This is a genomic window from Ignicoccus hospitalis KIN4/I, from assembly GCF_000017945.1.
Lineage (GTDB): Archaea > Thermoproteota > Thermoprotei_A > Sulfolobales > Ignicoccaceae > Ignicoccus > Ignicoccus hospitalis.
In genome coordinates, this window is record NC_009776.1 from 174,383 (window position 1) to 200,264 (window position 25,882).

32 protein-coding genes are annotated in these 25,882 nt (G+C 55.9%); 12 read left to right on the forward strand and 20 right to left on the reverse strand.

What is annotated here, in order from left to right:
• Positions 1–39: 39 nt before the first annotated feature.
• Positions 40–1,506 (reverse strand): hypothetical protein, encoded by a 1,467-nt coding sequence (locus tag IGNI_RS01030; protein ID WP_011998233.1) that lies wholly within the window; start codon positions 1,504–1,506, stop codon positions 40–42.
• 27 nt (positions 1,507–1,533) lie between these two features.
• Between IGNI_RS01030 and IGNI_RS01035 the strand changes: the two genes are divergently transcribed.
• Positions 1,534–2,568: a radical SAM protein gene (locus tag IGNI_RS01035; RefSeq protein WP_238374095.1), complete on the forward strand. Its 1,035-nt coding sequence runs from the start codon at positions 1,534–1,536 to the stop codon at positions 2,566–2,568.
• Here IGNI_RS01035 and IGNI_RS01040 read toward each other — a convergent pair.
• Together IGNI_RS01040 and IGNI_RS07705 are read right to left on the reverse strand one after the other, a co-directional pair.
• On the reverse strand, positions 2,550–3,935 hold the full coding sequence (locus tag IGNI_RS01040; RefSeq protein WP_011998235.1) for an aspartate kinase: 1,386 nt from the start codon (positions 3,933–3,935) through the stop codon (positions 2,550–2,552). The genes IGNI_RS01035 and IGNI_RS01040 overlap by 19 nt on opposite strands.
• A gap of 48 nt (positions 3,936–3,983) precedes the next feature.
• The gene (locus IGNI_RS07705) at positions 3,984–4,145 is read right to left on the reverse strand and encodes a hypothetical protein (RefSeq protein WP_011998236.1); all 162 of its coding nucleotides are present in this window, start codon (positions 4,143–4,145) and stop codon (positions 3,984–3,986) included.
• A gap of 180 nt (positions 4,146–4,325) precedes the next feature.
• Between IGNI_RS07705 and gatD the strand changes: the two genes are divergently transcribed.
• Positions 4,326–5,654, forward strand: coding sequence for a Glu-tRNA(Gln) amidotransferase subunit GatD (gene gatD / locus IGNI_RS01045; protein ID WP_011998237.1), 1,329 nt, complete (start codon positions 4,326–4,328; stop codon positions 5,652–5,654).
• Here the strand turns inward: gatD and IGNI_RS01050 are convergent.
• Positions 5,623–6,354: a hypothetical protein gene (locus IGNI_RS01050; protein ID WP_052569812.1), complete on the reverse strand. Its 732-nt coding sequence runs from the start codon at positions 6,352–6,354 to the stop codon at positions 5,623–5,625. The two genes, gatD and IGNI_RS01050, sit on opposite strands and share 32 nt — an antisense overlap.
• Positions 6,351–6,605 carry a hypothetical protein gene (locus IGNI_RS01055; RefSeq protein ID WP_052569814.1) on the reverse strand — a complete coding sequence of 85 codons (255 nt, stop codon included), beginning with the start codon at positions 6,603–6,605 and terminating at the stop codon, positions 6,351–6,353. Before IGNI_RS01055 ends, IGNI_RS01050 begins: the two co-directional genes overlap by 4 nt.
• A gap of 41 nt (positions 6,606–6,646) precedes the next feature.
• Here IGNI_RS01055 and IGNI_RS01060 point away from each other — a divergent pair, with 41 nt between their 5' ends.
• A complete protein-coding gene (locus IGNI_RS01060; RefSeq protein ID WP_148202303.1) occupies positions 6,647–6,952 on the forward strand; it encodes an MGMT family protein in 306 nt (101 codons plus the stop codon).
• Here the strand turns inward: IGNI_RS01060 and IGNI_RS01065 are convergent.
• Positions 6,933–7,301 (reverse strand): hypothetical protein, encoded by a 369-nt coding sequence (locus IGNI_RS01065; protein ID WP_011998240.1) that lies wholly within the window; start codon positions 7,299–7,301, stop codon positions 6,933–6,935. The genes IGNI_RS01060 and IGNI_RS01065 overlap by 20 nt on opposite strands.
• 165 nt (positions 7,302–7,466) lie before the next feature.
• On the opposite strand from IGNI_RS01065, the gene IGNI_RS01070 reads away from it, so the two are divergent.
• Genes IGNI_RS01070 through IGNI_RS01080 form a run of 3 tightly spaced genes read left to right on the forward strand, consistent with a single transcriptional unit; the run spans position 7,467 to position 10,005 of the window.
• Positions 7,467–8,411 carry an AAA family ATPase gene (locus tag IGNI_RS01070; RefSeq protein WP_011998241.1) on the forward strand — a complete coding sequence of 315 codons (945 nt, stop codon included), beginning with the start codon at positions 7,467–7,469 and terminating at the stop codon, positions 8,409–8,411.
• The gene (locus tag IGNI_RS01075) at positions 8,408–9,694 is read left to right on the forward strand and encodes a transglutaminase-like domain-containing protein (RefSeq protein WP_011998242.1); all 1,287 of its coding nucleotides are present in this window, start codon (positions 8,408–8,410) and stop codon (positions 9,692–9,694) included. The genes IGNI_RS01070 and IGNI_RS01075 overlap by 4 nt, the downstream gene beginning before the upstream one ends.
• An 8-nt stretch (positions 9,695–9,702) precedes the next feature.
• Positions 9,703–10,005, forward strand: a complete 303-nt coding sequence (locus IGNI_RS01080) for a hypothetical protein (RefSeq protein ID WP_187145981.1) — start codon at positions 9,703–9,705, stop codon at positions 10,003–10,005.
• Here the strand turns inward: IGNI_RS01080 and IGNI_RS01085 are convergent.
• The 5 genes from IGNI_RS01085 to rrp4 form a co-directional block, all read right to left on the reverse strand.
• Positions 9,977–10,753 (reverse strand): Rossmann-like domain-containing protein, encoded by a 777-nt coding sequence (locus IGNI_RS01085; RefSeq protein ID WP_011998243.1) that lies wholly within the window; start codon positions 10,751–10,753, stop codon positions 9,977–9,979. The genes IGNI_RS01080 and IGNI_RS01085 overlap by 29 nt on opposite strands.
• A 44-nt stretch (positions 10,754–10,797) precedes the next feature.
• The gene (locus IGNI_RS07710) at positions 10,798–11,100 is read right to left on the reverse strand and encodes a hypothetical protein (RefSeq protein WP_011998244.1); all 303 of its coding nucleotides are present in this window, start codon (positions 11,098–11,100) and stop codon (positions 10,798–10,800) included.
• 84 nt (positions 11,101–11,184) lie between these two features.
• Positions 11,185–12,015 carry an exosome complex protein Rrp42 gene (gene rrp42, locus IGNI_RS01095; protein ID WP_011998245.1) on the reverse strand — a complete coding sequence of 277 codons (831 nt, stop codon included), beginning with the start codon at positions 12,013–12,015 and terminating at the stop codon, positions 11,185–11,187.
• Positions 12,016–12,741, reverse strand: a complete 726-nt coding sequence (gene rrp41 / locus IGNI_RS01100) for an exosome complex exonuclease Rrp41 (RefSeq protein ID WP_011998246.1) — start codon at positions 12,739–12,741, stop codon at positions 12,016–12,018.
• The gene (gene rrp4, locus IGNI_RS01105) at positions 12,738–13,457 is read right to left on the reverse strand and encodes an exosome complex RNA-binding protein Rrp4 (protein ID WP_011998247.1); all 720 of its coding nucleotides are present in this window, start codon (positions 13,455–13,457) and stop codon (positions 12,738–12,740) included. The genes rrp41 and rrp4 overlap by 4 nt, the downstream gene beginning before the upstream one ends.
• Positions 13,458–13,505: 48 nt before the next feature.
• Between rrp4 and IGNI_RS01110 the strand changes: the two genes are divergently transcribed.
• Positions 13,506–14,216: a hypothetical protein gene (locus tag IGNI_RS01110; RefSeq protein WP_011998248.1), complete on the forward strand. Its 711-nt coding sequence runs from the start codon at positions 13,506–13,508 to the stop codon at positions 14,214–14,216.
• Here the strand turns inward: IGNI_RS01110 and IGNI_RS01115 are convergent.
• The 5 genes from IGNI_RS01115 to IGNI_RS01135 all read right to left on the reverse strand — a co-directional run bounded on the left by IGNI_RS01115 (position 14,170) and on the right by IGNI_RS01135 (position 17,654).
• Positions 14,170–14,655, reverse strand: a complete 486-nt coding sequence (locus IGNI_RS01115) for a hypothetical protein (RefSeq protein ID WP_011998249.1) — start codon at positions 14,653–14,655, stop codon at positions 14,170–14,172. The genes IGNI_RS01110 and IGNI_RS01115 overlap by 47 nt on opposite strands.
• Positions 14,656–14,700: 45 nt before the next feature.
• Positions 14,701–15,009: a hypothetical protein gene (locus IGNI_RS01120; protein WP_011998250.1), complete on the reverse strand. Its 309-nt coding sequence runs from the start codon at positions 15,007–15,009 to the stop codon at positions 14,701–14,703.
• A gap of 62 nt (positions 15,010–15,071) precedes the next feature.
• A complete protein-coding gene (aroE, locus tag IGNI_RS01125; RefSeq protein WP_011998251.1) occupies positions 15,072–15,860 on the reverse strand; it encodes a shikimate dehydrogenase in 789 nt (262 codons plus the stop codon).
• 353 nt (positions 15,861–16,213) lie between these two features.
• The gene (locus tag IGNI_RS01130; protein ID WP_148202193.1) at positions 16,214–17,284 is read right to left on the reverse strand and encodes a hypothetical protein; all 1,071 of its coding nucleotides are present in this window, start codon (positions 17,282–17,284) and stop codon (positions 16,214–16,216) included.
• Positions 17,285–17,363: 79 nt separating this feature from the next.
• Positions 17,364–17,654: a hypothetical protein gene (locus IGNI_RS01135; protein ID WP_011998254.1), complete on the reverse strand. Its 291-nt coding sequence runs from the start codon at positions 17,652–17,654 to the stop codon at positions 17,364–17,366.
• Between the two features lie 47 nt (positions 17,655–17,701).
• Here IGNI_RS01135 and IGNI_RS01140 point away from each other — a divergent pair, with 47 nt between their 5' ends.
• The 3 genes from IGNI_RS01140 to IGNI_RS01150 all read left to right on the forward strand — a co-directional run bounded on the left by IGNI_RS01140 (position 17,702) and on the right by IGNI_RS01150 (position 22,255).
• Entirely contained in the window at positions 17,702–18,550 is an 849-nt protein-coding gene (locus IGNI_RS01140) for a thiamine-phosphate kinase (RefSeq protein WP_011998255.1), read from the forward strand.
• A gap of 32 nt (positions 18,551–18,582) precedes the next feature.
• On the forward strand, positions 18,583–20,961 hold the full coding sequence (locus tag IGNI_RS01145) for a valine--tRNA ligase (protein ID WP_011998256.1): 2,379 nt from the start codon (positions 18,583–18,585) through the stop codon (positions 20,959–20,961).
• 85 nt (positions 20,962–21,046) lie between these two features.
• Positions 21,047–22,255 (forward strand): ATP-binding protein, encoded by a 1,209-nt coding sequence (locus IGNI_RS01150; RefSeq protein WP_011998257.1) that lies wholly within the window; start codon positions 21,047–21,049, stop codon positions 22,253–22,255.
• Here the strand turns inward: IGNI_RS01150 and IGNI_RS01155 are convergent.
• The gene (locus tag IGNI_RS01155; RefSeq protein ID WP_011998258.1) at positions 22,239–22,784 is read right to left on the reverse strand and encodes an adenylate kinase family protein; all 546 of its coding nucleotides are present in this window, start codon (positions 22,782–22,784) and stop codon (positions 22,239–22,241) included. The genes IGNI_RS01150 and IGNI_RS01155 overlap by 17 nt on opposite strands.
• A 33-nt stretch (positions 22,785–22,817) precedes the next feature.
• On the opposite strand from IGNI_RS01155, the gene IGNI_RS01160 reads away from it, so the two are divergent.
• Positions 22,818–23,675: a sugar phosphate isomerase/epimerase family protein gene (locus tag IGNI_RS01160; RefSeq protein WP_011998259.1), complete on the forward strand. Its 858-nt coding sequence runs from the start codon at positions 22,818–22,820 to the stop codon at positions 23,673–23,675.
• Positions 23,676–23,682: 7 nt separating this feature from the next.
• Here the strand turns inward: IGNI_RS01160 and dcd are convergent, their stop codons facing one another.
• Complete coding sequence (dcd, locus tag IGNI_RS01165) at positions 23,683–24,225, reverse strand: dCTP deaminase (RefSeq protein ID WP_011998260.1); 543 nt, start codon at positions 24,223–24,225, stop codon at positions 23,683–23,685.
• Positions 24,226–24,326: 101 nt separating this feature from the next.
• Between dcd and IGNI_RS01170 the strand changes: the two genes are divergently transcribed.
• Positions 24,327–24,683 (forward strand): hypothetical protein, encoded by a 357-nt coding sequence (locus IGNI_RS01170; protein WP_011998261.1) that lies wholly within the window; start codon positions 24,327–24,329, stop codon positions 24,681–24,683.
• On the opposite strand, the gene IGNI_RS01175 is transcribed toward IGNI_RS01170, so the two are convergent.
• Both IGNI_RS01175 and pyrD read right to left on the reverse strand, forming a co-directional pair.
• Positions 24,680–24,913 carry an Lrp/AsnC ligand binding domain-containing protein gene (locus IGNI_RS01175; protein ID WP_011998262.1) on the reverse strand — a complete coding sequence of 78 codons (234 nt, stop codon included), beginning with the start codon at positions 24,911–24,913 and terminating at the stop codon, positions 24,680–24,682. The genes IGNI_RS01170 and IGNI_RS01175 overlap by 4 nt on opposite strands.
• A gap of 45 nt (positions 24,914–24,958) precedes the next feature.
• Entirely contained in the window at positions 24,959–25,867 is a 909-nt protein-coding gene (gene pyrD / locus IGNI_RS01180) for a dihydroorotate dehydrogenase PyrD (RefSeq protein ID WP_011998263.1), read from the reverse strand.
• Between the last annotated feature and the right edge of the window lie 15 nt (positions 25,868–25,882).

A 25,882-nucleotide genomic window follows, 5' to 3' on the forward strand; every position in this document is an offset into this window, starting at 1 on the left:
CCCCCCTCCGCCTCGCGGAAGAGGAGCAGCATGGGGGTTTTATGAGCACGGGCTCCCGAGGGGGAGCTGTGGGACTTCCGAGGGCTTTAGGACTCCTGGGGGCTCTTGGGTGGATATGGTGTTCGCGAAGCTCGTGGGGCTCTGCGGGTCTAGCAACGACTTATAGGTATTTATTGTTATCCTCAACGCCTCCACTAGCGACACCGGGGGTACATAGCTGCAAGCGATGCCGTTTGCGGCCGCCCACGCCTCTACGTCTTGGCCGCTGATTTGCCTAAACTTGGACGCTAGTGCCTTTAAGTACGCCTTTTGTGACTTCTCTATCAGCGGCAAGTAATATTTCATACAGTTAATTGCCTTCGTGGTCCCGTCCAAGACGTTGTAGAAGGCGTTGACGACGTTTGATAAGAAGCTTCTAAGCTGGACGGGGTCCCTCAAGTCGTAGTTGTTCAAGTTTTGGGCTTGGCCCCCGGGGCTCGCGAGCTGAAGGCACGCTTGTAGGGTAGAGGGCACCCTTCCGGCGAACGCCCCCAGCAAGGGGGCCAGTAAGTCTTCACCCAAGGTGTTCAAGATACTGATCAAGACGTTTTTGGAGTTGATAAGTAAGGCTTCGTACCTCCACACGTTGTTTATGTAATAATTATAGACGTTTACGTAACCGTTCCAAGAGTTGAGCATCAAGCCGTGAATTTGGATACTGTTTATGGGGCAAGGGGCCCCCAATCCAAAAGAGTAGACGTTCGTGTAGAATGGGTCGTTAAAGCTTAAGTAGTACTTCCTAGCCACGGTGTAGTTCTGGGGGTTGCCTACAACTGCGCAGAGGATGAAGGTGTTGTTGGGGAAGTCTGTAGCACACGCGGTCAGGGAGAGCCAAGCCCTCTCGGGGGGAGGCTCTATGGCGGTAACGTTCACGTTGTTCCTGACGAATCCTAATAAGTTCCTCGAGGTGCCCACTTCCAAGTAGACGTCTACGCCCTTCGGGTGGAGGATCGAGGCCAGTTCAGACAGCAGCTGCATGGTCTCCAAAGCTTCGTACTTCTGCAAGTGAAGCCCGGCCTCCGTGACTAGGTTGTTTATCTGTTGGGAGTACGCGTTCAACAGCTTAGCCCTCGCCGAGCCCGGGTAGGTGGCCTCGACTAACGCGCCGGCGGCCCTCAGCGCCGAGCTCAGCCCCCGCGCCTGGATGAGTAAGTTGGTTACGTAGTTTCTGAAAGCAGAATAATTGGTTACGTAGTTATCGCTCCACGAGACGATTTCTTCGTACAGCCTGCCCCCCGGCTTGAGTAAGGCCACCAACTCCTCGAAGTCGGGACTTATGTTTGTGATGGCAGACCCTATGTTGCTCACGGAGTAGCTCAAGGCCTCGAGGGCTATTTTGGACTTGCAGTAGGCTTGAGCAAGTCTAGTCAAGAGCGCTTGGGTGCTCCTCTCCTTGACCGACTCTACTATGGGGTTCTGTGCGACGAGAAGCGCGGAGAGGAGCAGCGCCACGAACGCGACTCTCACGTCTTAATCACTCCGCCGGAGCGTTCCTTGTGGGAGTTAATTGCCTTGAGGTTCGTAGAAAGGGTCCTCACTGAGGTTAGAGAGCCCATCCCCCTCGTCGGCAGCATAGCCTTCGGAATAATAGACAGAGGAACGAACGTCTTACAAGTGAGGATAACCACGGTTTGTTCTATGTGCTGTAAGTTCTGCAGCGTCGACGCGGGTCCTTGCTCGAAGAGCAGGTGGGCGGACTTCGTAGTGACGGACCTCGAGTGGTTAAGGGCTTGGGTTAACGACGTCGTCAAGTTCAAGGGGGTCCCGGTAGAGGTCTTGCTGGACGGCGTGGGCGACCCCCTCGAGCACCCGAACGTGGTTGGAGTGGTGAGGACCCTTAAGTCCATTGAAGGCGTGGCCAGCGTTGCCTTGGAGACCCATGGCTTAAAGTTAAACGAAGACTTGGCTTTCTCCTTGGCCGAGGCCGGGCTCGATAGGATAAACTTGAGTATTGAAACTCTAGACGAAGCTAAGGCTAAGGAACTGGCAGGGAGGCCCGACTACGACGTTAGAAGGGTTAAGGAAGTAATCGAAAAGGTGTTCAGAGAAACTCAAGTAGACATTCACGTCACCCCGGTTCTCTTGCCCGGCATAAATGACGAAGATATAAAGGAAATAATAAAGTGGGTAAAGGAAGTGGGTTTTGGAAAGAGGTGGCCACCAATCACCATTCAAAAATACGTAAGACACAAAAGAGGGAGAAAAATGAAGGGGATTAAAGAGATGACGTGGGAGGAGTTCTGGAACTACGTATCGAAGCTAGAAAAGGAGACCGGTGCGAGGTTGAGGTGGACCATGGAGGAGTGGGGCATGATGAGGGCTAGGAAACTTCCAGAGCTCTACAAAAGGGGGGAAGTCGTCAAGGTAGAGATAGTGTCGAGGGGGCTGTTTAGGGACGAGTGGTTGGGCGTGCCGGTGGGGAGGAGGGACGTGGTCATGACTGTCGTCAACGCTGACGTAGACGTGGGGAGGAGGATCAAGGTAAAGGTGAGACAGAACAAGGACAACATCTATTTGGCCTCGCCGTAGTACTGCATCATCTCCTCAACTATCTTCTCGTGTATTTTGCGCCCGATCTCCCTCGATGCCTTGTTTGTTGTAAGTACCGTTAAGCTCTGGTCGAGTGGCCCTTTGGAGACCATCAGAACGGGCTTGTTGTCGAAGAGCGAGAGCACGTTGCCCACGAAGTCTAACTCCTCGAGCCCCCTGCCCACAACTGACACAGCAGTCACGTTGTCTTTTATCTTAGTCTCTACGGATATCCCCTTCCCCTCGAGGGCGTTCCTGATGGCGTTGGAGACTAGGTCCGCCTTGCTGGACTTAACCGCAATAGATATGGAGATCTCGGAGACCGGCTGAGAGATCGCGTAAATGTTGGCTCCCACTTTGGTCACCGATTCCATTACCGTGGCCGCGACTCCCTTGGTTCCGACCATTCCAACGCCCTTCACAGTTATTATCGCTAACCCGTTCAGCAATGCCACCGCCTTCAACATAGGTCCCCTGCGCCCGTGGGAGATTAGGGTGTTGTTGCCCTTGGGGTCGTAGAGGCTTAGCACCCTCACGTCCACGTGCCTTCTGAGGACAGGTTCGAACGTACGCGGGTGCAACCTCTTCGCCCCTAGGTGGGCCAACTCTATCGCCTCTTCTACGGAGAGCTCCCTAATGGTTACGGCGTCCGGGAACTCCTTCGGGTTCCCGGTCTTTATGCCGTCTATGTCAGTATACAGCCTTACCTCGTCCGCCTTTAGGGAGGAGCCCAGTATAGTAGCCGTTAGGTCGCTCCCCCCGCGCCCCAAGGTAGTTATGCTCCCTTCAAGCGTCGAGCCCAAGAAGCCGGTGACCACGGGCACTTTGTCCTCCTCTAGGAAGGGTTCCAACCTCTTGGGAACTTCCCTCTCTATGACGTCGTACAGGGGTACCGCTTCGTTGTAGTTCTCGTCCGTGAATATCCCAGCCTTTTCGGGCGTCAGGGGGATGGGGTTCAGTCCCTCCCTCTCCAGGGCGGCGGACATGAGTATCGTGGAGAGCCTCTCGCCGAATGATAAGACGAAGTCTCTCGTTCTGGGCGTATGTTCCCTGAGGATGTAAAGTGCCCAGAGCACGTTTTTGAGCTCTTCTACGTTCTTCTCTAACTCCTTGAACCACCTCTCCGACGAGCCCAGCTGTTGGAGGACCCTTTCGTGGCGCCTCTTGAGCGCTTCTACGTACTTCTTCCAGTCCTTGGGTAGGCTCCCGGAAACCTTGAGCAAGGAGTCGGTAACCCCCTTCATCGCCGAGACCACTACAACTACCTTGTAGCCTTCTCCGACGCACTCCTTGACCACTTTGGCCGACGCCGAGTAGCCCTCCGCGTCTCTTAGCACGGAACCGCCGAACTTGGCGACTAACTTCATCTGGAGCCCGCGGGCGGAGGGCCGATGTCTTAAAAAATAGCTTTTCCTTTATGCGCCTCCAAACATGGCGTTTAGGTTGGTTTGTAAGGTGTCGATCAAGGTAGTTATCTTGTACACCATGTATACCCAAGCCAACGTGGCTATTAGGGATAACAAGATTATGGATATCTCGAAGAGCGTGAGGCCCTTAAGGGCGGCGCTCCTCCTCAACTCGTCCTCCCCTCGCCCCGAGGGGCATTCAAAAATAAAGCTTAAGCTTCACTTACCGCGGCCCCCTGGGGTCCCGAGGGCCGCCGATGGCGGGCGGTGAGGGACCCCGGCACCCCTGGGCACCTCCCCCCTCACATAAGATTAATGCTCAACCTCGCCTCTTTCCGGGGCGCGCAGCAGTTGAGTTACCCGTCCGACTTGGCGGCCTCGCTTCTCCAGAAGGGCATAGAAGTAGGGGACGTGATTAAGGTAGTGAGGGATGACGGCTTAGTAGTCGAAGGCATACTCATGCCCAGGCCGAAGGGCGGAAGGTACATAGTCGTCAAGCTGAAGAACGGTTACAACGTCGGGATAGACGTAAGGAGGATAAAGGAATTAGAGCTCGTGGCTAAGAGGAAGCCCCAACGGAGGGAGAAGGGCGAGAAGCCCCCTAGGAGGCCGGGCTACCCTTTGGTAAAGGTGTTAGGCACGGGCGGTACCATAGCTTCTAGGATAGACTACGAAACGGGCGCCGTGAAGCCAGCCATGAGTACGGAAGAGCTCGTAGAGGAGGTACCGGAGTTGCTCGACTACGCCGACGTGGAGGCTGAACAGATAATGGACGTCCTCTCGGAGAACATGACTCCGGAGATGTGGAGCCGCGTGGCGGAAGCGGTACACGCGGAGCTGCTGAGGGAGGAGGTTGCTGGAGTAGTGGTGGCCCACGGGACTGACACGATGGTTTACACCGCCTCCGCGGTAGCGTTCGCAATAAGAGAGATAAACAAACCCGTCGTGTTCGTGGGGGCGCAGAGGAGCTCCGACAGGCCTTCCAGCGACGCTACGCTGAACCTCATAGGGGCTACTATAGCGGCCGCGAGGTCTGACATAGCGGAGTCCATAATAGCGATGCACGGGGAAAGCAGCGACACCTTCGTGGTCTTGCACAGAGCCACGAGGACTAAGAAGTTCCACTCGACGCGCAGGGACGCGTTTCAGAGCATATGTGCCCAGCCCCTAGCTTACGTGTGGCCGTGGACCGGCGACGTCGAACCGAAGTCCCGGCCGCTGCGCACGAGGGGCGACTGGACCCCGAAGCTGATGAACTCCTTCGAGCCGCGGGTGCTCCAGCTAAGGGCTTACCCCGGGATGCCCCCGGACCTCCTATACTTGGCCAAGGATAAGGGCTTCAAAGGGGTGATAATAGAGGGCACCGGAATGGGCCACGTCCCGGAGTACTTGGTGGACGCCATAAAGGAGTTGACCGAGTCCGGAATATTCGTCGGCGTGACGACCCAGTGCGTCCACGGCACCACAAACTTGAACGTCTACGCGACCGGGAGGAAGATGCTGGAGGCCGGGGCGACCCCCTTAGGGGACATGTTAACTGAAGTGGCAACGGTCAAGCTTATGTGGGCGTTGGCCAACTATCCCCCGGAGGAGGTACCCAAAGTCATGGTGACCCCTCTAGAGGGCGAGTTGAGGGAGCGCAGGTTGCTCAGAGATTATCGGCTCTCGTATAGGCGATGACCTTCCTTAACGAGGCCACGAAGCTCAAGGGGGCTACGAGGGGGTCGTAGGGCAAGCTCACTAGGCCGGCCCTCATCCTAACCGCCATCCCCCTCACCCAGTGCTCTTCGGACGACGTCGTCAAGATCACTATTTTCTTGTTGCGGAGCTCCGCGCCGAGCGCCTCTTGATAATACAAAGCGGGCGCCTTGGTTACGTAGCTTAAAGCTTGGGCGGCCATTTCCATGCTGTTTGTATATATAATCATATCGATATCCAGGTTTAAGGTGAGAGGGATCTCCAAGTCCTCCAAGTCCTCTTTAATTCTAGCCGCCCTCGGGTTGTCCGAGCCCTCGAGAGCCTCCCTTAGGACCGTCGACCCGACCTCCACGAGGGCTTGCAACAAGTCCGGAGGGACCTCGCGGGCCGGGTAGGCGCTCAGCTTGCCCTCGAGCTCGTAGGGGAGCCCCTTCAGAGGGGGCCTGAAGAGCTCCACTTCGTATCCCGCGACCTTCAAGGCCTCCAAGACCCTCAAGGTGCTCGAGGGGTCCCCGAGGCCGAAGACCGTGGCTCGCCCTCCCCCCTCCGAAAAGGGCAAGTACCTTTGGGAAACCTCTTCGGGCCTCAACACCGGGGCAAACGTTCCCTTGAGCTCCATCAAGGCGTTTGAGTAAAGCCTCGCCAGGCCCGAGGCGGGGCCAGTATAGGTCAGTAACATCACTTCTTGACACCCTTCAAGCGGGCGTATATCTCTTCTTTCAAGTTCGCCTTCTCGTCGAGTCCGCCCACCTCTGGGAACCATATAGGCCTCTTGCACTCTTTCCCTCTGTAAGGACAGAGCAAGCAGAAGTGTGCGCTCACGAAAGCTAAAGGCCTGTCCTCAACTCTGCCCAAGGTCGCCTCCTCTATTAAGGGACACCTCTCCCCGATCTGACCTTGGCCGTCGAGGGGCCTCCTCCAATATATAACCAACTCTCGAGTCCCACCCAAGACGGCCCTTAGGGGTAAAATTGTTGAGAAGGCTGGAGCTTCTGAAAGAATTGCTGCTCTTAATACCGTTAGGGAAGGTGACCACGTACTCTTCGTTGGCCTCTTTGTTGGGTACCCACCCCAGGGCGGTGGGCGCGATGCTCGCGCGAAACGAGGACTTGGTGGTTTACCCTTGCCACCGCGTAGTTATGTCAGACGGTAGGCTGGGGGGTTACGCCTTGGGTAAGGAGTTCAAGAGGAGGCTGTTAGAGCTCGAAGGGGTGAAGTTCTGCGGTCCCGAGAGGGTGTGTAAGGAGAGCGTGGTCGACCTCAAAGAGCTGCTCTCTTAGATAGCAACCCACGGATCAAGAGCAAAGCGGTGGGCGCGACCCATGGAGGAACGCTTAAACCTCTCGTACCTTCATTATCTTCCTTCATCAAGGTTATTGGGGTCGAGTTCCAGAAGAACACCTTGTTGTCTAGCAGAGTAAAGTTGTTAGCCAAGAGGGGTACGGTCAAGCACCCCTCTCCTATAACAACGTACTCTGGGAAACCGTTGAGATAAACGGTAACTGTGTCGTTGCAGACCTTTAAGAAGTCTTGGGCCGAGGTGGTCGCGTTGGTAACAATTGCTTCGCGCGTCTTTGACAAAACCAAGTAGAAGAGTAAGAGGGTGAAAACTTCCCCTCGCCCAACCAACGGGCCCTCCCCGGTGAAGGGCAGAGGCCCCTTGCCCTCCCGGCTCAAAGTAAATAACGCCGCGAGAGAGCTCCAAAACCGCGCGCCGACCCCCTGGACGGAGGCCGTAAGGCCTCAGAATGAAAGGGGGGACTGTTAGGCTCCCACACCAGGGGGCACGATCCCGTGGAGCCGAAGGAGTTGTACGAAAAGATACTAAACAACGTAACGCAGCATTTAGCCGGCGTCGAGAGGCCCGTGGAAGTCCTAACGATCTCCTTGCTGTCCCGAGGCCACGCCCTCTTGGAAGGGGTAGTGGGCGTGGCCAAGACTACGCTGGCGAAGCTCTTCGCCCAGAGCTTAGGGCTGAGCTTCAGGAGGGTTCAGATGACCCCCGACTTGTTGCCCGCCGACTTGTTAGGGGGCAAGATATTCGACCCCAAGACTGGGGAGTTCAGAACGGTCAAAGGGCCCATATTCACGAACGTCCTATTGGTCGACGAAATAAATAGGGCCTCGCCCCGAACGCAATCTGCCTTGTTAGAGGCCATGCAAGAGGGCCAAGTGACCATAGAGGGCGAGACTTTCGAGCTGCCGAAGCCGTTCTTCGTTATAGCTACTATGAACCCCGTTGAGATGGTCGGTACCTACCAACTTCCCGAGGCTGCCAAGGACAGGTTTCTCGCTAGCATAGACATGAGGTTCCCGCCGAGGGAGGTGGAAGTGATGGCAGTCTTACTCGACTCGGAGCGCCGCGCGAGGGAGCCCTCGGCGAGCCCCGTGGCGGGCCCGGAGGACGTTATCGACGCTATAGAGCGGGCGCAGGCGGTGAAGCTCAGCAGGAAAGTGGCGGAGTACGTAGTGGACGTGGTCAGGGCGACCCGACGGGCCCCGGGGGTGCTGTTAGGGGCAACCACGAGGGCGGCGATCCACTTGGCTAGGGCGGCGAAGGCCAAGGCGGCGATCGAAGGTAGGGACGTGGCGCTCACCGACGACGTCAAGTATGTGGCTCCGTACGTGTTGGCCCACCGAATAGTTGTCGAAGTACCCACGACGAGGCTCTTCGCCTCCAGGGACGCCGCTCTTAAGGTAGTCAGCGAGGTCCTCGAAGAGGTGGAGCCCCCCGCATGAGATTCATAGTAGCCTTAGTGACTTTAGCTATTGCATATTTCATGTTGAACTCGTTGGAGCCCTTGAACGCCGGCGCGTTAGTGGCTGGAGGGAGGGTGGAGGTACCCTACTCTTGGGACGTAAGCGGGCCGAGGGTGGTCTTGGCGTCCGTGTCCCCTCCGGACGCCAAGTGGCTCAGAGTAGCTTCCTTCAGCGTTTACACGGGCGACGCTTGGGTTAAGGGCGACGAAGAGCTCTCCGGCAAGCTAGGCGGCGCGGAGTACAAGATCAGCGTGACGCCCTACGCGATAATGTTGTACCCCGCGATGCCGGTGCCGCAGCCCGCGCCGGGCTACACGCCCCAAGGACAAGGGCTCACGAAGATCAAAGACGAGTTTAGGAGTGACTCTTTCGTGATTAAGGTAAGAGTGGAGTACGGGGCCCCGTTCCCCTACGGGGAATACCCGGAGCTCGGTTACAGGGTCTCCTCCCTCTTGGGCGAGCCGAAGGGTTGGTCGACGCCGAGGGTTCAAGCGCTAGCCGCGCAGCTCCTCGAGAGGTTCAGAGATAAAACGCTTAGAGAGCTCCTAGGGTACTTGACCTCGTGGCTCCGGGACAACTACCGGTACGCGCTGCGCTACTCGGGGACCCCGGCGGGGGACGCAGCGGACTGGTTCCTCTTCGTCTCTAAGACTGGGATGTGTGTTCACTTCGCGACGGCGGCTGCGGTCCTCCTCAACGACATGGGCATTAGGGCCCGCGTGGTTTACGGCTTCGCCAACAGCTACGTCAACGACGGCCTTAGGGTATTCACTACTCCAACTCACCTCTGGGTGGAGGTCTGGACGCCCAGCGGCTGGGTGCCTTGGGATCCCTCCCCGCCGCTGACCCTAGCGAGCGCCTCCGGCACCCCCTTACAGCGCTCGGCTCCTCAAGCTCAAACAATCCAAGAGCTGGGAGGAGGGAGAGGAGCGAGCGCGAGGACCGCTCCGCCGGCCCTCCGTACAAACCCCTTGGAGCTGTTGGTAATGATATCAGCGCTCTTGTTAGTTTCGATCTACGCAGCCCCCCTGAAGGGTTGGCTCGTCGCGTGGCCCTTGGCGTTCAGGAGGTGTGTCGAGCGGGTTTACGGCGCGAAGGGGCTCACCCTTAGGGAGGTGGCCGAGATCACCGGCATAAAGGAATTGGAACACGCCCAGAGGGAGTACTTGCTGGAGGGCAAGTGGCCGAGGAGGGGCGTTTTGAAGGCCCTAAGGTGGTGTCTGGCCCGGTGGGCGAGACGCACCCGTTACAGGCGGCGGTGAGCGCCCTCTTGTTGCTGTCCTCAGCGATAATATTGTTGAGCGCCTACCAAGCCAGCGCAGAGAGCTTCCCCGAGGTGGAGTACTTCAAGAAGAGGGTGGTCGTCAGAGGAACCTCCATGAGCTTGGCCGAGGCGTGCGTGGAGGCCGTCCGGAGGACCCTCAAGGGGCCGGCGCGGGCCTTGTTGGTCCTCTCCCTCCGACACGCGAGGGAGTACTTGTCCTACGGCGCCTTCACCGCCGCGGCCTACGAGGCCAGTAGAGCTTATAGGTTTTATAAGAAACTCAAGAGGCTTTGGCGAACCACCTCTTGATCAGCCCAAGCTTGACTAGCTTGTGGTAGCCGTAGCCGGCCTTTATGGCGCTCAACACCTTTTCTTGACTTTCCTTCGGGACGTAGCTGCCGCCCACGCGGGTGGCCCCTAAGAGCTTCGCGAAGTACGGGTGAACGGTGGCGGTAGGCCCCAACAAGACCTTCTCCTTGGCCGAAACCTTATCTAAGACGTAAGGCCCCCGAGGGTCTAGCAAGGAGGCCCCGGTGGCTATTACAACCTCTGCGCTGTCCTCCAGTAAAACGTAAGAGCCGGGGTAGGCTTCTACCCCGAGCTGCTTGGCCTCGCAGCGCAACCTGTAGTTGTCTTCGTACAATATCACTCGCGCCCCCCTCTCCACTATTTCGTCTAGGACCCTCCTCATGTATCCTATCATTATTACCTTGTCTCCTTTTTTAATGTCCACCACGTCGATTAACGACGTCGAGTCGAAGTCCACTTCACCTCCCTCGTCTATCCATTTGTGGGTGAGGGCTGACATAGTCGCCAGCGCGAGCGAGGTCTCTGCCTCCCCCTTCCAAGCGAGGGAAAAGACCTTCCTCACGTACGCTTTTGGCTCCACGACCTCTGTCAAGCCCTCGCACTCCGGCAAGAACGCGAAGCCCATGCGTCCGTCAACGAGTGCGTAGCTCAACTTTCTACATAAACAGTAGTCCTCTACACGGGAGGAAGAATACTGGGAAAGAACCGACTTAAGCGTGGCCAGGAGCGCGTTGGAGAGGACGTTCAAGCTATCGATCCCTCAACCGTGAAGGCGCGTCGGGGTAGAAAGCTTCAGTTGGGGCTCAAGTCTTCCCTTAGCTTCACTTCGAGTATCTGAGCGTTCTTGGTTTCTATTTGGTACAATATAGTTAAGAGGTCCACGAGCTCCACTACACGCCTAACTCTCCTTAAGTCAACAAGGTCATTACGAATCTCATTCCCGCTAACGCACGGAAACTGTTTAAAGAGTTCTATGCAGGACTCTTTAACTTCTTCGTTTGCCTCGAGGGAGTCGAGGACGGCAATCAGCTCCTTCAGGGGCACGCAGCCACTTCTCTTCCCCAACCTCTTACTTACCTCTTCTACACATTGCAAACGGTCGTCCCGGAGTCTGATGTTACAGACGCAGTAATCAGACGTTCTGTACCTTTAGACCACTTAAAGTACGTGAACGTAAGGTCAGCGCTCCGCTAAGCTCTTCTCTAGGACCTCCAACAGCTCCTTATACTTGGAGTAGGCCAAGTTGAAGGCAGTGGTACTCTTATCCAAGTCCAGCCAAGCGGGCCCGCTCTTCTGTAGTCCCACCAACCTCCCCCTTTCGTCGAACGCGAAGACTATCTTCCCGTCCGCCACCACTTCTTCCTCCAGCGTCGGGTCTACCATAAACAAGTTCTCGAGCACGTTCAGCGTTACGCTAACCACCTTGTTAGCTATCGGTAGCGGCCTCTTGTTGGCCTCGTCTACCTCCACGCTCCCGTCCTCCCGGACGACGTATTCTGGGTACCTAGTGTCTAACAGCGCGGCCATGGACGCTAGCATGGATGCGTCGAACAAGTTGCCGTCGTGGTCGAGCACGTAAACGTCCAACCACACTACTAATACTTTCTCGCCGGGTATGAGGACTAACTCCTTCAAGTCTATCACTCCGGGCTCCCTCAGAGCGCGGTCTATGACCCTCGCCAGCTCTATCGCGTTCTCGTCCGGCGGGCCCGGCTCGAACTCCGAGGAGGCCAGCGGGAGCAGCTCGGCGTTTACGTTAAGCACCCCGGCGTCCGGGACGTCCTTGAAGGGCTTCCCCACCTCGACCTTTACGCCGGCTAGAACCTTGGTGTTGCCTATCTCTACCAAAGCGCTCCCGTGGGCCTTCCCACCTACGCCTAGCGTTATTTTGATTGGCCGATACTGGTCGAGCCTCCTCTTGTCTATCCTCGTCCCCCTCTTGGCGAGGGACAGTATGGTATCCCTCTTCAGCTTGGGCACGATAGGGACGTTAAACGGCGTTATGGACATTTAGGCCTCACCCCCGCCGTACTTCTCCGCTAAGACCTTCTTCTGCATTGCATGAATTTTCTTGATGCCCTCCCAAGCCAGCTTGAGGGCTTGGGGGAACTCGCGGGGCTCCAAAACTCCGTTTAGCTGTAACAACACTATCTTGTTCAAAGACGGTATAGCCGCTACGGGCATGTCAGCCTCTCCGTACATGTCCTCCAGCTCGTCTATGTCCAGTACTAAGGTCCCTTGAACCTTTCCCACAGCGACCCCCGCAACTAATCCCTTCATGGGTATGCCGGCGTCGGCCAGAGCGAGGGAGGCAGCGGTCAACGCGGCAGTCCTAGTGCCCCCGTCAGCCCTTATTACCTCTATGAAGACGTCGATTATCGTTCTGGGGAACAAATGGGTCAGTATGGTCGCTTCAAGTGCTTCCCTTATTACCTTAGAGAGTTCTATCTCCCTTCTGCTCGGAGCCGGGTTCTTCCTCTCGTCGGTGCTGAAGGGAGCCATGTGGTATCTGCACCTAATCACCGCCCTGTCGGGAAGGACCATGCCTCTCATCGGCGGCTCCCTGGGGCCGTAGACCGCTGCCACCACTTCGGTGCCGCCTATCCTAAGCCACGCCGAACCGTCTGCGTTGTATAGCACGCCGACCTTCATCTCTAAGGGCCTGAGGTCAGCCGGCCCCCTTCCGTCGTGGCGCTTACCGTCCACTATTAGCGGCACGGGAGGCTCCTTCATCATAGCAGTCCCCTCTCGTGCTTTTCGGTGGCGATAAGAACTCTGACCTTCTCAGTTAGGCCGGTAGCGAAGGCCTCCCTCTCTATTAGCTTTATTGCCAGCGTTACTATGTCCTCGAGGTCTTTGTTGGGACACTTGATCCATATCCTGCCGTTGGCGCCCACTATGATTTCGCAGCCGGTGTCTCCCTTTATGACGTTCAACATACTCTTCTTCTTTCCTATTACCCTAGGCACTCTTGACGGCTTTATTTCTACTATCTTGCCCTCTACGACCCTCCCCAATCCCTTACCTTGCACGTTCAGTATCGGGTCTTTAGTCCTGTCGAATGATTCTACCTTGGCTATGATATAGTCTCCTATATCTAAGTATTCTTTCAAATTGTCCTTAGCAGGGTTGTAGGGCCTCCCCAGGAGGTTGCTGACGTGAAGTATGCCTATGTAGGGCGAGTTTATGTCCACTTGCCAGTGGGTCACTACGAAGTTTTCCACTACCCCTATTACTAAGTCTCCCGGCTTAGGAATGTAAGTTCCCTCAAACGGGATGAGGGAAACAGTACCGTTCGTTATTTCTGCCATCCCCGCCACTGCCGCGTAAACCGCGTCTCCCACCTTGTACAAGTACATTATTGACTTTGGGTTGATAGTATAGTTGCCCTTCACTACTAAGTCCCCGGGCATCACTATCTTTCTTTGTACCTCATTGCTCTGCTTGTTCACCCTTTAACCCCATAGGGGAGATGCGGCGGAGCTAAATATGGTGGTTGCATGAGCCTAAAGGTAATAGCTGGGCAGATTACGTACATCGAGCGACTTTATATATACCATTACGTGCCCGGCGCCCATGCGTTGTGGATCTCCTTGGACAGCTGGGAACCCCCAGAGAGCCCCCTGGAGTTCTTGAGGGGCGAGGGGAGGCAGCTCTCCGTTGAGGAGATAGTGAAGAGGGCGCTCAAGTACTCGACGAAGACCTTAGTCTTCGACGGGCCCCTCCCTTACGAGGTAGCGGAAGAGCTCTTGAGGAGGGGGTTCAGGGTGGCCGTGAGGTACGACGCCCCCCTCGAGCTCCCCAAGGGGGCGTCGTTGCTCATGCAAACCTCCTCCCCCGAGGACTTGAGGGCCCAATTGAAGGCCTATGACGACGTCCACTTGGAAGTTTACCCAACCAACCTAGAGGCGCTCGAAGAGGCCCCTAAGGACTTGCCCGTACACCTCTTCTCGTGGCCGGACTACTTAAAGGTAGAGAAGATGGGCTTTTACTACGTCTACAACCACACCCAGCCCTACCGGGAGGACACCAAGTGCCCTAGGTGCGGCACCCCGAACGCGGTGAGGGAGAACGACACGCTCTTGGGATGGGACGGGCCTAGGTGTAGGAGGTGCGGCTTCCGCTTACACTACCACGCAGAGGAAACGCCGGAGGTGCCTAGGGTCATACGCGAGTGGCTCTCTTGGCGCTTTTCCGTTCCAGTGCTTTGACCGCCTTTTCGAGCCACTGGCCCAGCTTGGTGCACGTCGCGGGGTCGAAGAAGTTCCCGGGACCGCAACGGTTGGCGTGGGGACAAGAGGTACAAGGGATCTTAGCGACTAGTCCCATCCTTACCTTGACGTCCAGCTTGATGCTTCTAGGAATTCTCTTCTCATACTTAACTTCCTTCTTCTCCTCGCTCTCCTCCTCTTCCGGTACCTTGTCTACCAAGGCGGTGAGCCTGTAGGTCTTCCTCCCCTTTACGGTGACCAACTCCCTATGTATCAGCTTCTTCTTGGCGAGCCGAAGAGCTATTCTGGAGCCGTCGCGACTGTCTATATTGAGCTTCTTCCAGAGGTCTTGCTGGAGGAGGCCGTCCTTTCCAGCCTCAATAATTAATTTGAGTGCCTTCTTCTCAAGTTCAGTCAAGTTCAACTTCTCTGAGCTCATACTTTTTTGTCCCAGTAGCTATCTGTAGTAACAACGGTATTTAAGTCATTCTTCAGAGCCGCCCTCCTCGCCCTCCCTCGACACCTCGAATATCTTTATCCCCCTGAAGACGACGTGGCTTATGTTGTAATCAGTAAGTACGGAGAATATCTTCTTCTCGGCTTCCTTTATCTTTTCGTCGCTTACTTGCTCTTCGTCTACGTAGACGTTTATGTCAAGTATGGGCATGTTCCTCCCGCTCCGGAATATCAACACCTCCGACTCAGGGAACGACTCCGCTATGCTACCCAGCACGTCTTTCAACGCGTTTATGTTCCACTTCGCTTTGGTAAACCTGAAGCGGAGCCTCTTCAAGCTCTCTACCCCTATTTAGGGAGACCAAAAGGCAACTTAAGGGTTGTTCGTGTTCCTAAAAGTTACGCGAGCGAGGCCAGAAGTCGCTCGTATACGTCCCTCCAGTAAGGGGAGGCTCCCAGCCACACCTTTTCGCTCTCCATCCCTTGGATAACCAACATCTTCAAGCCGTTTACTGTCTTCGCACCCTTCGCGAGCCCTACCTTTAGGAAGGGAGTGTACAGAGGTCTGTAGACCATATCCATTAACACGTGTCTACTTTCTATCACGTCTGGAGGTATAGGCATAGAAACGCCGTCCATGCCGACAGGAGTCGCGTTTATTATGATATCGTGCTTCTTTATCTTGTCGACCTCGTTGAGGCCCGCGTAATCGACGCCCAACTCTTCCGCGAGCCTCTTGGCCTTCTCCAACGTCCTGTTGAAAACGGTCACTTGGGCCTCGTCTCTCAGAGCTACCACGGCCGCCCTCGCGGCCCCGCCGGCACCCAAGACGGCCACCTTCAAGCCCTTCGGATCTACGGCGTCCTTTATACTGCCTCTAACGCCTTCAACGTCAGTATTGAACGCATATATCTTTCCGTCCTTTATCTTCAAGGTGTTTGCAGCTCCCACCTCGTTTACGAGGTCGTCGGCCACGTCTACGTACTTCAATACTTCGACCTTATGAGGAATGGTCACATTTATACCATTAAAAATCATGTCTACGGAAGACATGAAATCCCCTAACCTGTGAGGGGGTACGTCCACCTTCACGTATTCGGCTTCTACCTTCATCAGCTCAAAAGATATCTTGTGTAGCAAGGGTGACAACGAGTGTTCTATGGGGTGGCCTATGACTGCGAAGAGCATCCCCGCCCTTTACCTTAAGGCGCCCCTCGGTAACACTTATTTACACTGAGTTAGGAGCGTCTAACGTGGTGTAAGCGGTGTTTGGCAAGGGATGGGGTAGAGGTAGGGGGTGGGGTCGAAGGCGCTTCGGCAAGTGGGGCGCCCGCTGGTGGTGGCACTACTACGCCGCGCCCCCCGTAGCGCAACCGCCAGTCCAAGAGGCGAGGCCTCCCCAAGGCGCTCAGGAGGACGAATTCCCCGAGCCCCCTGTTTGGGGAGGGCCGGGCTGGAGGTGGTGGTACTGGTGGTACTATTCGCAGAGGCGTGAACGGAAGTAGCCTCCCGACCCGGCTACGATTTAGTTTTTCCTCTCCTCACCTCGAGGCGTAGTCCGCGGCGGGACAATCGGTGCCTACGTAGCTGAGCAGAACTAGCGCGTCGTTCTGGTTTACCACGCCGTTCTGGTCGACGTCTCCGGTCATGCTAAAGATCTCCTTAAGCTGAGGGGGAAGATTGTTTATCACTACGTTACAATACTTCCGGTTCGTTATCAAGTTGGTCATGCACGCGACCACTTCGAAGTCCTTCATGGTGTACTTGCCGTCTAAGTCGACGTCCCCGGGACACTTCCTAGCGAACGTCACTTCGAAGCTCTGCATTACAGCCCCCACGTAACTCGGGGGAAGATTTATGGAGAAGGGGGCCGTGGGGTACGCAGAGAGGCCGACGCTGACTATCATCGGTTGGACGGTTATCAAGCCTGAGGGACCTCGGTTGGAGGTGTAACCCCCTTGGGCAGCGTAGCCCACTGCCCCCTTGACCGTGAACACGTAGTAGGCCGGCCGGGGGAAGTCCCAATAGCCCACCGGCTTTAGGGCGTTTGGTACGCTCCAGCCCCACTGCATGGTTATGTTAGTTATCCCGCCGAAGTTGTAGACGTCCGGTACCGGGGCGTAGTAAGGGGAGCCCAGCGGGCACGGGTTGCCCTTGGCGATCATTCGGCGACCGTACAACGAAACGTCGGAGGGGGAGGTGGAGATGAAGTAGGTCATGGTGACTGTGTCACCCTTCCTCAACTCTACGTTGTACGGAGCTAGGGCGAAGAAGTAGAAAGTCCTCATGTTAAGCGCCAAGAACTTAGCTACTGAGCCAGCTACCGTAGCGCTCGCCACCTCCGGCCTGGGGATTACGGTGCACATCACGAACAGTTTCTCCGCCGTCTCTCCTAGCAAGTCCTTGAGGGCGGCGTACCTCGGGGGCACGTTTGTAAGCACTTTAAACTTTATTTCCATGAACTTTTCCAGAGTGCCCAAAGCCGGGTAGAAGTTCATTATACCTTCATAGTATAGGGAACACGCTTCCGCTCCCTCGCAGACCTCGAGTGGTGTCTTTACGTAGAGCTTGGTGAACAAGTTATCGTATAGCTTAATTCCTTCAATCATCATAATCCCTCTCCCGTCGAAGGTGAAACCGTAAGACCCGTAGATCCTCACGGGACTCATAGGGGTGGCGGCGTACGCCACACTAAGTAGAGTCACGATCGTCAACAAGGAGGTCGCACGTCTCAATTAGGCCCCCTGCCGCGCTCTCGCAAAACGCTTTTACCTCTTCTAAAGGCTTCGGGAACCTAGTCGAAAGGACGAAGCCCTCGAAGTAGTCGCTCCAAGTAAATATTGGCTTATCCTCTATGGGCTTAAAGATCTCGAATGCTCTTGATAATATTGAGTTACAGTTGCCGTTACACTTGACTATTAACGCTACGTGGACCCTCCTCCGCTCTACGTTGAGCCCGGCGCTCCACGCCACGAGCCTCATACCGTTTTCCCCGACGGCCTCCCCGAACGTCGAGGGGCGGTAAGGCTATGAAGGTTGAGGACGAGCTGCTCGCCATAGTGCGGAGGAGGCTCGGGGCCGGCCTCTTGGGGCCCGGGGACGACGTAGACTTCATCAAGGTTGGCGACTACCGGCTGGTGTTCAACGTCGATGGGTTTTCTGCGAAGGGTGTTTTGTTGGAGTTTATGGACTTGAGGGACGTAGGTTGGAGGGGCGTGACGGCGTGCGTAAGCGACTTGGTGGCGAAGCTGGTCAAGCCAAAGTACTTCCTTCACTCGGTCTACGGGAGCGACGTTGAAGAGGTAAGAGAGATAGTCGAAGGAATAGTAGAGGCTGCAGAGGAGTACGGCCTCGCCTTCCTCGGAGCGGACACGAACAAGGGGGAGGCAGCAGTGGACGTCTTCTGCTTCGGCCTCAGCGACCTCGACCCTCCTAGGCTGGGAGGGGCGAGGCCGGGGGACAAGGTGGTGGTCCCTGAGGGGTGCTGGGGCTGCATAAATAGGTGCTTGAGGGGCGAGTACTGGGAACACTGCAAGAGACCAAAAGTCCCCTTAGAACTCCTTGAACGCTTGAGGGGATACGAGAAGTACGTCCACGCCTCTACGGACTCCAGCGACGGCCTCGTGATTAGCTTATACAAGCTGGCCTGGGCCTCCGGCGTTACGATAGCCCTCCACGAGCCCCCTCCGGGACCCCTAGGCGAGGAGGGCCTCTACGGCGGCGAGGAGTACTTGCCGGTCTTCGTGGTCGACCCGAGCGCGAGCGAAGCCGTCGAGGAGGCGGTCAAGGGTAGGGCAATAGGCGAGGTGCTCCCGGGAAGGCCCGAGGTGGTCTACAAGGGCAGGACCCTCGACCCCCGCGGCTGGGAGTGGTTCTAAACGGGCCTCGGTCACCCGAGCGGGGGCAAGCGGTGGAGTTCAAGCCGAAGCTAGAACTCAAGAGGTGGGACTTCAAAATAGAGGACCAAGTGAGGTCGTGGTGGGAGAAGGAGGACTGGTGGAAGTTCGACCCTAACTCGCCCAAGCCGAAGTTCGTTATAGACACGCCCCCTCCCTATCCTGCCCCCTTGTGGCACATAGGGGCCGCCGTAAGCTACGCGATGCACGACATGATAGCGAGAGCTATGAGGATGATGGGTTATGAAGTGCTATACCCCATAGGCTTCGATAGGAACGGGTTGCCGATAGAGCTCTACGTCGAAAAGTACTTGGGTTTGACACCCTGGAAGACTGACAGAGAGAAGTTCCTCGAGACGTGTCGCCAAGTCTTAGACTCTTGGGTAGAGAAGATGAAGGAGACTCTGAAGAGACTACTGATAGCTGCTGATATAGATAACCCCTATCAGACGGACTCTCCGGACTATAGGGCGTTCACCCAAGCCACCTTCATAGAGGCGTGGAAGAAGGGCCTCGTGTACGAGGCTGAGAGGCCCAACAACTGGTGCCCCAAGTGTAGGACCACTATCGCGGACGCAGAGGTAGAGTACAAGGAGATGAAAGGTATAATGGCTTACATAAAGTTCAAGGTTAAGGACTCTGACGAGGAGCTCGTGATAGCTACCACGAGACCGGAGCTCCTCTGTGCTTGTAGGGCCGTGGTAGTGCACCCGGACGACGAGAGGTACAAGAAGTATCACGGCAAGAAGGTGATAGTTCCGATATATGGTCACGAGATACCGGTCTTGCCCCACAAGATGGCGGACCCCAACTTCGGCACCGGAGCGATGATGGTCTGTTCCTTCGGCGACTGGCGCGACGTGCAAATATTCAGGGAGCTCGGCTTGACTCCAGTGAAGGCGATAGACGAAGAGGGCAAGATGACAGAGTGTGCCGGCCCGATAGCCGGGCTGAAGGTCAAGGAAGCGAAAATGAAGATAGTCGAACTATTGAAGGAGCAAGGATACCTAGTCAAGGTAGAGGACATAGTTCACAAGGTCCCTGTACATGAGAGGTGCGAGACGCCCATCGAAATAATACCGATGAAGGAATACTACCTCAAGCAGCTAGAGTTCAAAGACGTGTTGAAAAAGTACGCAGAAGAGATGAAGTGGCAGCCGGAGAGGTACAAGAAGAACCTCCTCCAGTGGATAGACTCTGTGAGCACGGACTGGCCGATATCCCGTAGGAGGTTCTACGCCACAGAAATTCCCGTTTGGACTTGTAAGAGGTGCGGCTACAAGTACGTCCCCCCTCCGGGGAGGTATTACCGTCCGTGGAAGGAGGACCCCCCTATAGACAAGTGCCCGAAGTGCGGCGCGAGGGAGTGGGAGGGCGAGAAGAGGGTCTTCGACACTTGGATGGACTCATCGGTGACGGTGCTTTACATAACGAAGTACATGAGGGACGAGGAGTTCTGGAAGAAGACCTTCCTCGAGGGGGTAAAGCTGAGGCCTCAAGGTTACGACATCATAAGGACGTGGCTGTACTACAGCTTGTTAAGGGTTCACCAGCTGACCGGCAAGAGGGCGTTCGATTTAGTCTTCATCAACGGAATGGGGTTAGACCCCAAAGGTAAGAAAATGAGTAAGAGGTACGGGAACGTTATAATGCCGGAAGAGATATTGAACAAGTACGGCGCAGACGCGACGCGCTTCTGGATAGCCTTAGAGGTCAAGCCGGGTGAGAATTACAGGGTGATTGAGAACAAAATACAAGGCGCCCAGAAGTTCTTAACGAAGTTCTTAAACGTAGCAAGGTACGTATCTTCCTTCCCTTACCCGGAGGGTCGCGTGGAATTGAGAGAGGCCGACAAGTGGATCTTGGCTGAACTGGCTGAGCTAATAGAAAAGGTGAGGAAGGCGTACGCCGAGATGGACTTCCACACCGTGGCGGAGGAGTTCTACCACTTCGTGTGGGACAAGTTCTCTTCTCATTATATAGAGCTCAGCAAGAAGAGGGCCAGGATGATGGACGAGAGGTTCGACGAGGAGGACGCTAAGGCCGCCTGGTGGACCTTGCATACTGTGTTGAAGAACTTGTTGTTGATATTGGCACCGATCTCTCCGGCGATAAGCGATTACTTGTGGCGCCGGCTCTACTCCTCAGAGAGCGTTCATGCCCAGCGCTTGCCGGAGGCCCCGGAGGAGTGGCGCGACGAGGCCACGCTCGAGAAGGGCAGAGCTATAATGGAGCTCAACTCCAAGGTATGGAAGGCTAAGAAGGAAGTACTGGGCAAGAAGCTGAGCGACCCCGTGACGGTGGAGGAGCTCAAGTCGGCCGGCGTGGAGCTCCCCGAGCTAGGGGGCTTCGAAGAGGACTTCATGGCCCTCCACAACGTAGTGAGGGGATGACGTCTTCCGGCGGAGCCGAACGGTGAGGACCTCTCTTCGCTGGCCGACCCCCCATTAAAAGGGCCTTAAAGAAGCGGAACGAGCGTTGATTTGTAGGAGGGCTTGCTTCAAAGTAGTAGACGACTTAGATTTGACCCCCTTGATCTCCTATTTGTCCCAAGTGGCCGAGAAGAGCGGCTGCGACGCGAAGCTGACCCTAAACGTTTCTAGAAAGACATTGGTTTGTGAAGTTTGTTGCTTAAGGAGCAAGAAACTCATTGACGTGATCAAAGCTAGGTTTGCGGCCGTTAAGGGGCTGAAGGCGAGCAAGTGCTTCGGCTCGAAGGGCCTAACGGCGCCTTCCGGCTGGTGGCCCCTCTCTGGGAGCGTGTGCTTGGGCGTGGAGGCCTTCACGGGATCGCCGTTCTGTTTGGACGAGAGGAACTTGAGGAGGCACGCAGTAATAGTGGGATCCACCGGCAGCGGCAAGAGTACCACTGCCAAGAAGATATTCAAAGAGCTCGCCCACAACAAGTTGGTCCTCGACTGGCACGGGGAGTATAGGGGCGTCGCGAAGAGGATAGAGTGCATTAGCTTGAACAGGCTGAGGAGCTTGGGCCAGCTGGAACTCATGGACGCTTTGGCGAACTCGCTCAAACTGACCGATGCGCAGTACTACTTGTTAATGAAGGTGGTTCAGATGTTATATGCGAAGGGAGGGGAATTCGGCATAAGGGACATCATTTTCTATTTAAAGAGTTTAGAGGAGTTAAGCAGGTGGATAAGGGAGAGCAAGTATTCCTTATTAAGAAAACTAGAGATGTTAACAGTCAGGGGGACGTGTAAGTTCGAGATAACCGACTTGGAGTCCTTGACTGAGGGCGGATTAGTGATAGACTTGAGCGGGTACGTCACCGAGTACGCGAAGAAGTTCGTTTCCCACGCGGTCTTGGCCTACTTGTTCGCCAAGGCTCGAGGGGGAGAGTTGAAGAGGACTTACGTCATCGTTGAGGAAGCCCACAACGTAATTCCAAAAAGTTCCGAGTTGAGCGTTGCCGACAAGATATTCATGGAGGGTCGTAAATACGGCCTCCACGTGATAGCCGTGACCCAGTCCCCCCGAGCGATGAGCGAGAACGTCATGAAGAACAGCTACGTAAAGATAATACACGGGATACGCGAGGTGGACGACGCCAAGTACGTCGCGGAGAGCGTCGGAGACCCGAGCTTGTGGAAGGAGATAATATCGTTGGACGTGGGGGAGGCCATAGTCGCCCAAAGGAAGCTGGCGCGGGTGATCATAAGCAATAGCTAGAGAACTCCTCGAAGTCCTCTTGAGACCAGCGCGCGCACGGGAGCCTCTCGCACTTCACCGCCTTTAACGCCTCCTCGAGGGTCCTATCCAAGGGTCCGTCGCTTTGGACACAGACCACCTTGTCGCCGTAGAGGCCCCTCAACATTTGCAAGTAAGACCCTACCAACTCGGCCTCCAAATTGGAGCATATCTTTTCCTTACAGTAGCCCTTCTGTTCCATTCTGGCGATCAAGGTCTTGGGTCGGGCTTGAAGGTACAGGACCTTCTTCGTGGCCTCGGGCGGGACGAAGTCGACCACTACGCCCTCTATTATGTAACACCCCTCTAACCCCTTTATCAACTCTTCTAACTTGTCCATGTCAACTACGTATAACGGTTTGCCGCATTCATCTTTCTCCACATCTACGTAAAGCTTGTTTTTAACTACTACGTCCGTGACGCTGAGCGACTTACAGCCGATCATTTTCGACAGTTCCTTGGCCACCGTGGTCTTTCCTGAACCCGGGACCCCCGCTATTAAAATAAACATGCGTCCTCCCGGAAGCCTAGGCGTAGGGGTATAATGACGAGGAAGTACGGCTGGGCCGCTTGGAAGGGACAGTTAGACAAGCTGGAAGAGCTGTTGAAGGAGGCCAGAGAGGCCGGTTTCGATTACGTGGAGTTCAGCTTGGATTACCCCCTTCCGTACAAAGCCGACCTAGTTGCCGAGATAGTTAAGAAGATTAAGGACTTCGGATTGGCGGTGAGCTTTCACGCCCCTTGGAGGGGATTGGACGTAGCTACGCTGTGGCCCGAGGTACGTAAAGCCTCTATAGATATCATAAAGAAGTCCATAAGGATGGCCTCAGAGCTCGGCGCGGAGTACGTAGTTTACCACGTCACTACCCCGGAGAAGCTGTTCAAGGACACGGTGGACGAGGTCTACGAGGCCGGGAAGGAGGCGGTCGCGGAGCTCACGGACTTCGCGCGCGAGATGTCTGTAGAGGCGGCGGTGGAGAACGTAGGTAACTTGGGAACCCCCGAGTTCTTCGGCATATTGAAGGACGAGACGAGAGCGAAGTTCTGCTTCGACGTGGCTCACGCGGTGACTACCTTTATGCAGAGGCACAAGTTGAAGTTGAACGACGTAGATGTGGACGAAGTAATAGAGTTGTGGAAGAACGCCATAGGGGGCAGGACCTTGTGTGCCCACGTGCACGGGGTGGAGGCGCCCAGAAGGGAGCACAGGCCGCTGGGCTACCCCCTCACGAAGAGGGCGGCGGCGAAGGCCTACGTCAGCTTGGGCGCAGATTACGTGACCTATGAAATATACTACGTGAGGAAGGGGGAGGAGGCCACGCCCAAGGTAGTCGGGAAGGAGATGAAGGACGTCCGCTCGTGGGAGCTCGTTTACGAGAAGAGGCAAGCCTTGGTGGCTTAAGGCGTAGTCAGAGCTTTATGGGCAGCTTGGGCAACCTTATCCCCCTTTGTCCTTGATAATGGCCTCTAACGCTATAGTCCCGTAACACGGGAGAGTCTGTCCTGAGGAAGACCAAGTGAATGAACGGCACCCCCGGCCTCACCCTCACGGGGAAGGAGCTCCCGATTATTTCAATCACTATTTCGCCCTTGAAGCCCGCGTCCACAACCGTCGGCGGTATGTAAAGGCCCAAGCGCGCGAAGGAGCTCTTTAGATTTACCAAGCCTACTAAGTCGGCCGGCATTTCTATGTACTCTCTCGTGTGGAGAAGTACGTGTTCGTAAGGCTTTATCACTATCCCTTCGTCGTCCATAAAGCCCAGTTCGTAGTACTTGCTCAAGTCTTCCTCCTTGGTGACGTCCAATACGTCTTCCGTATTTTTGAATCTCGCATATTGGTGGCCAATGGTCAAGTCTACCCCGTTCTCGCGCACTTGGTTCTCGTCGAAGGGTTCTATCTTCATTAGTCCCCTCCTTAAATAGGATTTTATGCCGCCGTCGGAGAGAATCAAGTACGTCCCGTTGCAGATCTAGAGGAAACTCGGGTAATAACGCCGTTGCAGGGCGTCACTAATAAACGCCGAATGAGAAGAGCCTGAAGGGTTTTCAAAAATTGGTGGAGCACGAGGAGCCCTTCGCCTTTGTTATAGAGAGCATCAGCGAAGGGAGAATTAGGGAAAGGCTAATGAGCTGTTTGGAGAGGAAGGACGAGGCCAAGGGTTTCCTGGAGAGCATTATGCTCTCGAAACGCGAGGAGTCGCCGGTAATATGCGTGACCGGCAAGCACCTAACCCCCCGCGGCGTCTACGATAAGTTCGTTCTCGTGCTCCCCCACGAGGCCAAGTTCATAGACGACGAGGACTACGACGAGGAAGAAGTGATGTTCTTCGAGCACCGGGGCAAGGTGTACTTAGTGAGGGTTTTCCTAGACCGCGATGGCATGGAAAAACTTACTATCGAAAGGCTTTAGGCCGTGAGGGCTATTAGCGTGGTGGTCTCCCTAATTCCTTCGCTCTTCCTCACTTTGTTGAGTATGTAGTCCTCTATCTTACTCAAGCTGTCGGCCTCGAAGATTGCTATTACGTCGTAAGGCCCGGTTACTATGTCGACCCTGCTGACGTAGTCCAAGCCCTTTAAAGCTTGGTAAACCTTCTCTTCCATGCCCGACTCAGTCTTAATCAGTAGGTAGACGCGTGCCAAGGAGGCCCACCGCCGTTAGGTTATACGGGGAGGATCATTTTTACCTTACCTCACCGCAGCCCCCACGGCCTCCCTCAGCGAGCGGAACCCCTTGGAGTGTAGCCACCAAGCCAACCCGGCGAGGACCTCAGAAAACACCCCGAGCCCCTTATCGGCCACGGCGCTGCCTATCTGAACTGCACTCGCCCCAGCCAACACGAGCTCCACGGCGTCCCTCCACTCGTACACCCCACCGACGCCGACGATGGGGGCCTTGAGTTCTTTGTAGACTTCATAGACTGCCCTCACGGCTATAGGGTGGATGGCCCTCCCAGACAGCCCGCCTACTTTGTTCGTTAGGACGGGTTCCATAACATCAATATCTATTACCATGGCCCTTATCGTATTTATCAAGACCAGGCCGGACGCCCCAGCGTCCAGCGCGGCGCTGGCGGTGTCCACGAGCTTGTCCACGAGCCCGAGCTTGGCGAACACCGGCACGTTAACCGTGGTGGCCACGGCCTCTACTACCTTCCTAACGGCATTTATATCCATCCCCAGCTCGAGACCTAACCCCTTCGCGTGGGGGCACGAGAGGTTCAACTCCAAGGCGCTGGCGCCCGCGTCCACGGAAGCCCAAGCGGCCTCCGCGAACTCTCGCTCGTCCTTACCAGCTATAGACACGACCACCGGTAGGTTGTACTTCCTCCCGACCTCCACCAACTCCTTCGCGACCTTGACTCCGGGGTTGGCCAGCCCCACGGCGTTCACGAGCCCGCACGGCGTGGAGACCACTATAGGGGGGTCGTTCCCCTTTCGGGGCTCTAGAGTGAGCGTTTTGGTGACTAGAGCCCCTACCTTCGCCTTCTTGGCCACGGCCTCCAACGCATCCGGGCTCCCTCCCAATATCCCGGAGGCCGGCATCAGGGGGAGTCTCAACTTCAGCCCGCCCACGTCCGCGCTTAGGTCCAGCACCCCGTCGCCCCCTCG